The 6306-nt window shown below is 26.2% G+C and carries 6 protein-coding genes; all 6 read right to left on the bottom strand.

All coding sequences use genetic code 4. From position 1 onward, the window contains the following. Positions 1-68 precede the first annotated feature (68 nt). The 6 genes from V2E24_RS01080 to V2E24_RS01055 all read right to left on the bottom strand — a co-directional run bounded on the left by V2E24_RS01080 (position 69) and on the right by V2E24_RS01055 (position 6115). Entirely contained in the window at positions 69-575 is a 507-nt protein-coding gene (locus tag V2E24_RS01080; protein ID WP_330500582.1) for a redoxin domain-containing protein, read from the bottom strand. A gap of 19 nt (positions 576-594) precedes the next feature. Continuing rightward, entirely contained in the window at positions 595-1158 is a 564-nt protein-coding gene (locus tag V2E24_RS01075; RefSeq protein ID WP_330500581.1) for a DJ-1/PfpI family protein, read from the bottom strand. Positions 1159-1167: 9 nt separating this feature from the next. After that, positions 1168-2166, bottom strand: a complete 999-nt coding sequence (locus tag V2E24_RS01070) for an MSC_0882 family membrane protein (protein WP_330500580.1) — start codon at positions 2164-2166, stop codon at positions 1168-1170. 65 nt (positions 2167-2231) lie between these two features. Further along, positions 2232-4526 carry a UU173 family protein gene (locus tag V2E24_RS01065; protein WP_330500579.1) on the bottom strand — a complete coding sequence of 765 codons (2295 nt, stop codon included), beginning with the start codon at positions 4524-4526 and terminating at the stop codon, positions 2232-2234. Positions 4527-4576: 50 nt separating this feature from the next. Continuing rightward, a complete protein-coding gene (locus tag V2E24_RS01060) occupies positions 4577-5464 on the bottom strand; it encodes an MAGa7180 family putative nuclease (RefSeq protein WP_330500578.1) in 888 nt (295 codons plus the stop codon). Between the two features lie 15 nt (positions 5465-5479). Next, on the bottom strand, positions 5480-6115 hold the full coding sequence (locus V2E24_RS01055) for a hypothetical protein (protein ID WP_330500577.1): 636 nt from the start codon (positions 6113-6115) through the stop codon (positions 5480-5482). Positions 6116-6306 lie beyond the last annotated feature (191 nt).

The raw sequence follows: 6306 nt of genomic DNA, 5'->3' as shown, positions 1-6306 counted from the left end.
TTAATTTACCTGAATTTAAGTAGTAAAAAATATGAGTTTTAAAATGAAATTAATAAATTGTTTAATGATTATTTAGCGTCTAATTTCAATAAAAATTCTTTAAGTTTGTCGAAGTTAATTTGATTTTTAGTTTGATCTAAAACTTCCACATATATAACTTCGCCCTTTTGATTTAAAACATAAACACTTCTGGCGAATAATTGAAATTCATCAATTAATAAACCTGTTTTTTGTGCCATTTTTCTGTCTTTATAATCGCTAAATAATTGAATATTTCCAACTGGGTGTTGTGCTTTATAACCATTTAAAGCGCTTGGCAAATCTAAAGAAAAAGCTATGTAATTAAAATGTGGTAATTCTTCGCTTAGTTGAGCCATTCTTACAATTTGCATTTCGCAAACACCAGTGTCAATTGAAGGAAATGTTGTTAAAACGGTGTATTTTTTTGATAAATCTGGTTTACTTAAGTTGAATGTCCCAGCAAGATAACCTTCCAAATAATCGATTTTATCTTCTAATTTAGCTACTTCATGTTTTAATGTTACTTCTAAATCTCCGAAATTAATTTTTTTCATAATTTTCTCCTTTTAAATTTTACTCAGCTAACATACTTAATTTAACTGCATCATAGGTTTTTTGGTCACAATTTTGTTTAACTATTTCAAGACCTAAAGCAATTGCGGCATCTGCGCATCTGGCTGTTGTTATTAAATTGTTAGTGTTTGTAACGTATGACTCACAATAATTAACTCCTGGTTTTTTATCTAAAAAACCATTTTTATACATTGGGAACGCTGAATAATATTCATCTTTTTGAATGATTTGATTTTCAAATAAAACATTAGGTGCATCACAAATGGCATATACGTGTTTATTTTCAGTTATGAAATTTTTGATTAAAGATAATGATTCTTGATCTTCTCTAAGAGCAAATGCACCAGGACCACCTGGAATAAACATTAAATCAAAATCATCATAATTAACTTTATTCACTACCTCTAATTTAACAATCTCGTAACTACCAGTGACATTTTTTATTTTTGTGTTTGGATTAAAATAAGTAATTTCAAATTGTTTAGATCTTTTTAAACAACTTAATGTCGAAACTAGTTCAACATCGTTAAAACGATCATGAACTAAAACTAAAATATTCTTCATTTTTTCCTTTTATTTTCTTCTTATAATTCCTCTTCATAAAGCTCAAGCTACCAAAACAATAGGTAAAAAGATAAAGGCTAAAACGCTGATAATATAAGCTTTAAGTCAGAATTTGTTTTTTTGTTCTTTTGAGTGTTGAACTTTTTCAATAATATCGTGCGCATTTGGTCCTAAATATCTTGTTAAATCATTTAATCTTTTTTTGTCAATAATTCATACAAAAACATATAAGCCAATTGCTGCAGCAACTAAAATCGCACCCAAAATGATAACTAATAATGTTTTACCATTATATAAATTTTCTAAAGCTTTACCTAAATCACCACTAATATTAAGGTTTAATAATTCTCAATAAATTTCTATTTTATTACCTTCTTGGACAACAAAATAGTAATAAAGTAAAAAAGTAGTTAGTAAATATATACCAAAAAATGTAACAAAGAAAATTAATCCTCATAATGTTCTAACATTTTTCATCACTATATTTCTGTATGTTTTGTGAAACATTATCGAAGCAGCTTGATCTCCTGATGAAAAATTATTTCTAATTTCTTTTTCGGTATTTTTTCAGCTTGTTACATCAAAAATGTTTCTTACCATTAAAATAAAACTAATAAATCCTGATATACCAAAAAGTATGTATCAACCAACAGGATTTGCCTTAACTGTTTGCTTTGCCTTATCAATGTTGCCAACACCTAAATTTATATCTACTTTAGTGGCTAAAACCACTCCTAAAATCGCTAATAAAGAAGCTACAAAAATAAGACTTCAAAGAATTAAACTAAAAAATCTAATTCTCTTTTCACGACGAATAACACTGTAAGCATGAGGCGAAAGTTCACCTTTAGGGTCGGGGATTAATACGTGAGACGCAAAAGGTAATCTAGATTTTACATATGATTCGTTTGAATAATTAGTTTCGCTGGTTTTATGTGAATAATTACTTTTTGAATAACTTGTATATTGAGATTCTTCGTTATTTGAATTGTTGTTGAAATCTTGCATAATATCTCCTTATAAATTAATTTTACATAATTAAAAAAACAATTGGACACGTAAATTTTTTTAATTTATTGAAATTTTAATAAACCATCTATATAAGTGTAATTTTTGGAATTTATATCTTCGGCTTCAATTTTGTATTCATAATCGCATATATTAGAAAAAAGTTTTTTAGCAACAAACATAATAAAATCATAAACCATGATCATTGCTCTAACGTCATTTTCACAATATTCAGCTAAATAATAACTAATATCTTCTCACTGAGAATCAGAAGTTAAATTTTCATATCTTCTAATAGCCTCTTCCATGGCCATAGTACCTTTTTGAATTCTGAGTTTTTTATATTCTTTAATCTTTTGAGGTAAACTAACATTTGAATCAGTAATTAAATGCTCTATTTTTTTTATTGAATAATAAGAAAGTAATTCTCGAAAGAAAATATGATATTTTTCACCTAAAAAATATTTAGATTTATCGATTTCATTTTCTTGGGTCTCGACAATATCTGCGTCTTTTATTAAAAAATATTTTAAGTCCTTAAAACCATTATTTTCAGGCAAGTAAATCGAATTTTTAGGAACACTTTTAAAAACATCAGCTAAATCAATCGTATTATCATTGATATGATTTACTTTATTTTTGAATTGATAAACATCTGAATATTTATTATAAAAATACTTATAAAAAGCTAAGTCATTTTCTAAATTATCTAATATTACATTAGCGTCATTGTTATCTTGTAAGTATCTTTGGGCATTTTTAAGTGATTTTTCAACTACTTTTGAAATTTCTCTATTTCTAGAGTTTTCGTAATTTCTATTAAACACAACATAATAATCACTTTTATCACTATAAACATGCTCAATAATTTCGACTAGATCTTGTAACTTAATTTTTTTAGTATCATAAACATAGTTATGATTATCAATTTCTTTTCCGTTTATTGTTTTAACAATTGAAACTTGATTAAGAACTTGACGATGAGAAGGGTAATAATCTAGCGGCGGTAAGACACTAGAAAATCCTTCGTAATCATATCAAACAATTTTTGCATCTTTTTGATGAAGTTGCTTAATCACATTTAAAGTACTCACCCTAAAATAATTATTTCTTTTATTAGAAAAATCATCATATATTTTCAAATATTCATCCAAAGGAACTTCAATTTTTTGTGTTTTTTTATAACCAAAAGACAATAATGGGGCTTGATCACCAAATAAAGCTACAAGAATTAAAATTTTAATTTCTTTTTTGAAGGGATTGTCTTTACTGCTTAAAAAATCGATTTGATTAATATAATTTTCAAATTTTTCCACTGAATAGTCTTTATAAATAAAACTTTCTTGAATTTTTGCAATAACTTCTGAATAAGTGCCTAAAAGTGGCTTTGTTTCATATTTATCGTTATGAAAGTAATTTTGGTAATTAAAAGTGTTATTTTCTTTGTTTTTAGTTAATCTTGCTGAATTATTTTTTAAGTTATTTTTGACTATATATAGAAAATCATAATTAACAATTGCTCCAAATAAAAGCGATTTAGCAAAAATATCTCCGGTTCTTTTTAAAATAAAATCGTCTTTAGCGTAAAAGACTTCCTGCTTTTTTTCTGTTTCCGTTTTATCGGATTTACTTGCTGAAAAAACCGAGCTAAAACTTTCATAAAAAGGAATTTGTTGTTTACTTACATCTAAATTTGCTGTTTTTAACGGATCAATGTTAATGTAAGAAATAGACTTAATTTCAGGTATATTTGTCGTTTTTCTTAGTGTGTAATAATCAAAAAAGCTCTTGTGAAATTCACTTATTTGCATTCCGCTAGAAAATTTTAAATTAACAATTTTATTTTGTGTTTTATCAAATATTAAAAACGAAGTTTTTACTAAAAAATGATCGTTTAAATCATAATAAAAAACTGGATCAACTATAAGTTGTATTTGCGGATTTTCTAAAGCTTGTTTTGTTAAAAGCGCTTTAGCTTGCGTTGCTGTATATATATTAGAAGAAGTTTTTGGAGATATATATTCTACTTGCGTGTTGTTTATTTGATATTTTTGAATGTAAAAATCTACTGCCTTTTGTTTATATATTTGAAATATTCTAGATTCAATGTTGTTTTGTGTTTGTTTGTTTTCTTCAGAATCAATGTCTAAAATTCCACCAAATAATTCATCATCAGAAATATCTTCTTCAAGCGAGTCGATATATTTATCTTTTAAGTTATCATAACTTAAATTTGTTTTGTGTTTTTGATTATATATTTGTACTAAATATTCACTAGGATTATTTCATGTGAAAAATTCACCTAAATTAATATACCTTTTAAAAACACTTCATGTTATTTCGTTTTTTTGTTGTTTCATATTACCCCAAAACATAATTAAATAAAATAAAAAAGCATAAGTAAAAAAACCTATGCATCAGCGTCAGCTTTACCTATTGCTTTTCATTTGTTTAATAATTCTTCCCATTCTTTTTGTGAAGAACATCTTAAATATTCCACCTGATCTTTATCAATAGAAGGATTATATTGAGGCGATACACCTGTTTCGGTGTATTTTTTATATCATTTTCTAACTGTATTTATATCTTCTTCTACTTCGTGAGGGTTGACATTAAAACTAAAGGTGTAATTTTTACGCTCTAAAATAGGATAATCTTGCGGATTAACATAATCACCTTTATCATCTTCTAAAAATGTAGCGATAATAATGTATTTTTTTAAATTCATCAAATGTGCATATAATTGTGCTTGTTTTTTATACGCTACAGGAACGTTAATAAATTCACCTTTATCATTTTGTTGAATTCAGCTTGTGTATTTTGAAAAATTTACTGTTTTAGCTTCTAAAACTTGATTTAAAAGTGGGTTTTTAGTATTTACTAACTCCCCATCAGGAACACCACCAAAAACCTTATCTTTACCTTTAAAAAAATCATAATCATAATCAGCTGCCTCAAAATGTTTAACTAAAAATTTATTTCCGTAAGCATTTGTTATTTCTTTTGAAAAAGCAGAAAAGATTTTGGGTTCAATAGCTACCCCAGCATTAACATATTTTTTTTGTAAAACTGGCATCTTAAGGCGAGCAATGTGACAAAACGCGCTAAATTGACTTTTAAAAGAATCAGTTTCTAGAACTTCAGCAATTGTACTTCCACCAATTTTTTTAAAAGAAGTTCACTTATTATCACCTAATAGTTCATTATGAAATTCATTTTTAAGAATCACAACACGTTTATCTTCGTCTAAGATATAGTGAACGTTATTAAAATATTTTCTTTCAATCGCCTTAGCCATTTTTACCTTCTTTAATTATTTTAAAAAGTTAGCGACAACTGTTTGGCTCATCATGTCCACGTTGTCAAAGTTTGGAACACCTTCTTCGTTAATTAATATTTTTTGAGGAATAATGTAGTCAAAACAAATATTAACTAATTTATCAAAACTAATTTCTGTACTGTTATCATCTACACCAGCAACAAATTTTGTTGCGTCCATGAATTTTTCAATTCTTATTGATGTTATTGAGACTTTATCACCTTCTTTAACAGCGTCTCTTAGTCTTTGAATATTACCTTTGAAATAATCTAATTCGTTAGGGAAACGTAAATCATCAATTAAAATAAGAGTATTTTTATTTTGTACACTTGATTCTTTAAAAGCTTCAATAATTCTATTGAAACTTTTAGCGCATCAAATGTTATTATCGATATTTCTTCCTACTTCCCCCATAGCAATTCATAAAGGTCTAACAATTTCTTTATCTTGACCGTTTCATTTAATTTCATCCAAAATTGGTTTTGTAATGTTTTTGATAGGTTCGGCAAAAGATAAAACTAAAATATTATCATAGTCCTTTACACACTTTTCTTTTAAGCTATTGCTTAAAAGCCCTTTACCACATCTTCTTTTACCATTTATTAAAACAACAGCGTGTTTGTTGGCCATTTTCACTCCTTAACATATATTAATTTAAACGATTTTTATTAATCGTGTTTTAATTATTTTACATTAACAAAACACATAAAACAAACATAAAAGATAATTAAACTTTTTTAGTTTTCACATTTGTTTTTGAATCTATATAATATGGTATTTTTTTTACCAAAAAAACGATTTTTATACTAAATAAATACTAA

It is taken from the genome of Mycoplasmopsis ciconiae (assembly GCF_036350065.1).
GTDB classification, from domain to species: domain Bacteria; phylum Bacillota_I; class Bacilli_A; order Mycoplasmatales; family Metamycoplasmataceae; genus Mycoplasmopsis; species Mycoplasmopsis ciconiae.
Note: the sequence above shows the minus strand (reverse complement) of the source record. Positions and strands in the feature narration are given on the sequence as shown.